This window comes from Flavobacterium anseongense, assembly GCF_021608185.1.
GTDB lineage: Bacteria > Bacteroidota > Bacteroidia > Flavobacteriales > Flavobacteriaceae > Flavobacterium > Flavobacterium anseongense.
This window is the reverse complement of the sequence record NZ_JAKIHN010000027.1, coordinates 1-684: the sequence shown is the minus strand read 5'-3', so window position 1 is coordinate 684 and position 684 is coordinate 1. Positions and strand designations below refer to the sequence as shown.

Here is a 684-nt window from a genome sequence, read left to right as displayed (position 1 = left end):
CGTTGCCGGTTGTGTGATTGTTACACTTACGTTTGAAGTACATCCACGAGCATCTGTGATAACTGCGGTATACGTACCAGCTGTTAAATTGTTAGCTGTAAATGTAGTGCCACCATTAGACCATAAAATGGTATAAGGAGCTGTTCCACCTGTTGCTGTTACTGTTACACTTCCGTTGGTTCCTGCATAACAAGAAACATTAGTCGTAGTATTAGTAGAAGCTAAAGCCGTTGCCGGTTGCGTGATTGTCACACTTACGTTTGAAGTACATCCACGAGCATCTGTAATAACTGCGGTATAAGTACCAGCTGTTAAATTAGCTCTTGTAAATGTTGTAGCACCACCTGTCCATAAAATGGTATAAGGTGCTGTTCCACCAGTAGCTGTTACTGTTACACTTCCAGTTGTTCCTGCGAAACAAGAAACATTAGTAGTAGTATTAGTAGAAGCTAAAGCCGTTGCCGGTTGTGTGATTGTTACACTTACGTTTGAAGTACATCCACGAGCATCTGTGATAACTGCGGTATAAGTACCAGCTGCTAAATTGTTAGCTGTAAATGTAGTGCCGCCATTAGACCATAAAATAGTATATGGAGCCGTTCCACCTGTAGCGGTTACGGTTACACTTCCATTGGTTCCTGCAAAACAAGATACATTAGTAGTCGTGTTCGTAGAAGCTAAAGC

At 41.8% G+C, this 684-nt stretch carries 1 protein-coding gene; it reads right to left on the bottom strand.

Translation table 11 applies throughout. From position 1 onward, the window contains the following. A partial coding sequence (locus tag L1S35_RS13200) for a SprB repeat-containing protein (protein WP_236401455.1) occupies positions 1 to 684 on the bottom strand: 684 nt, incomplete at both ends.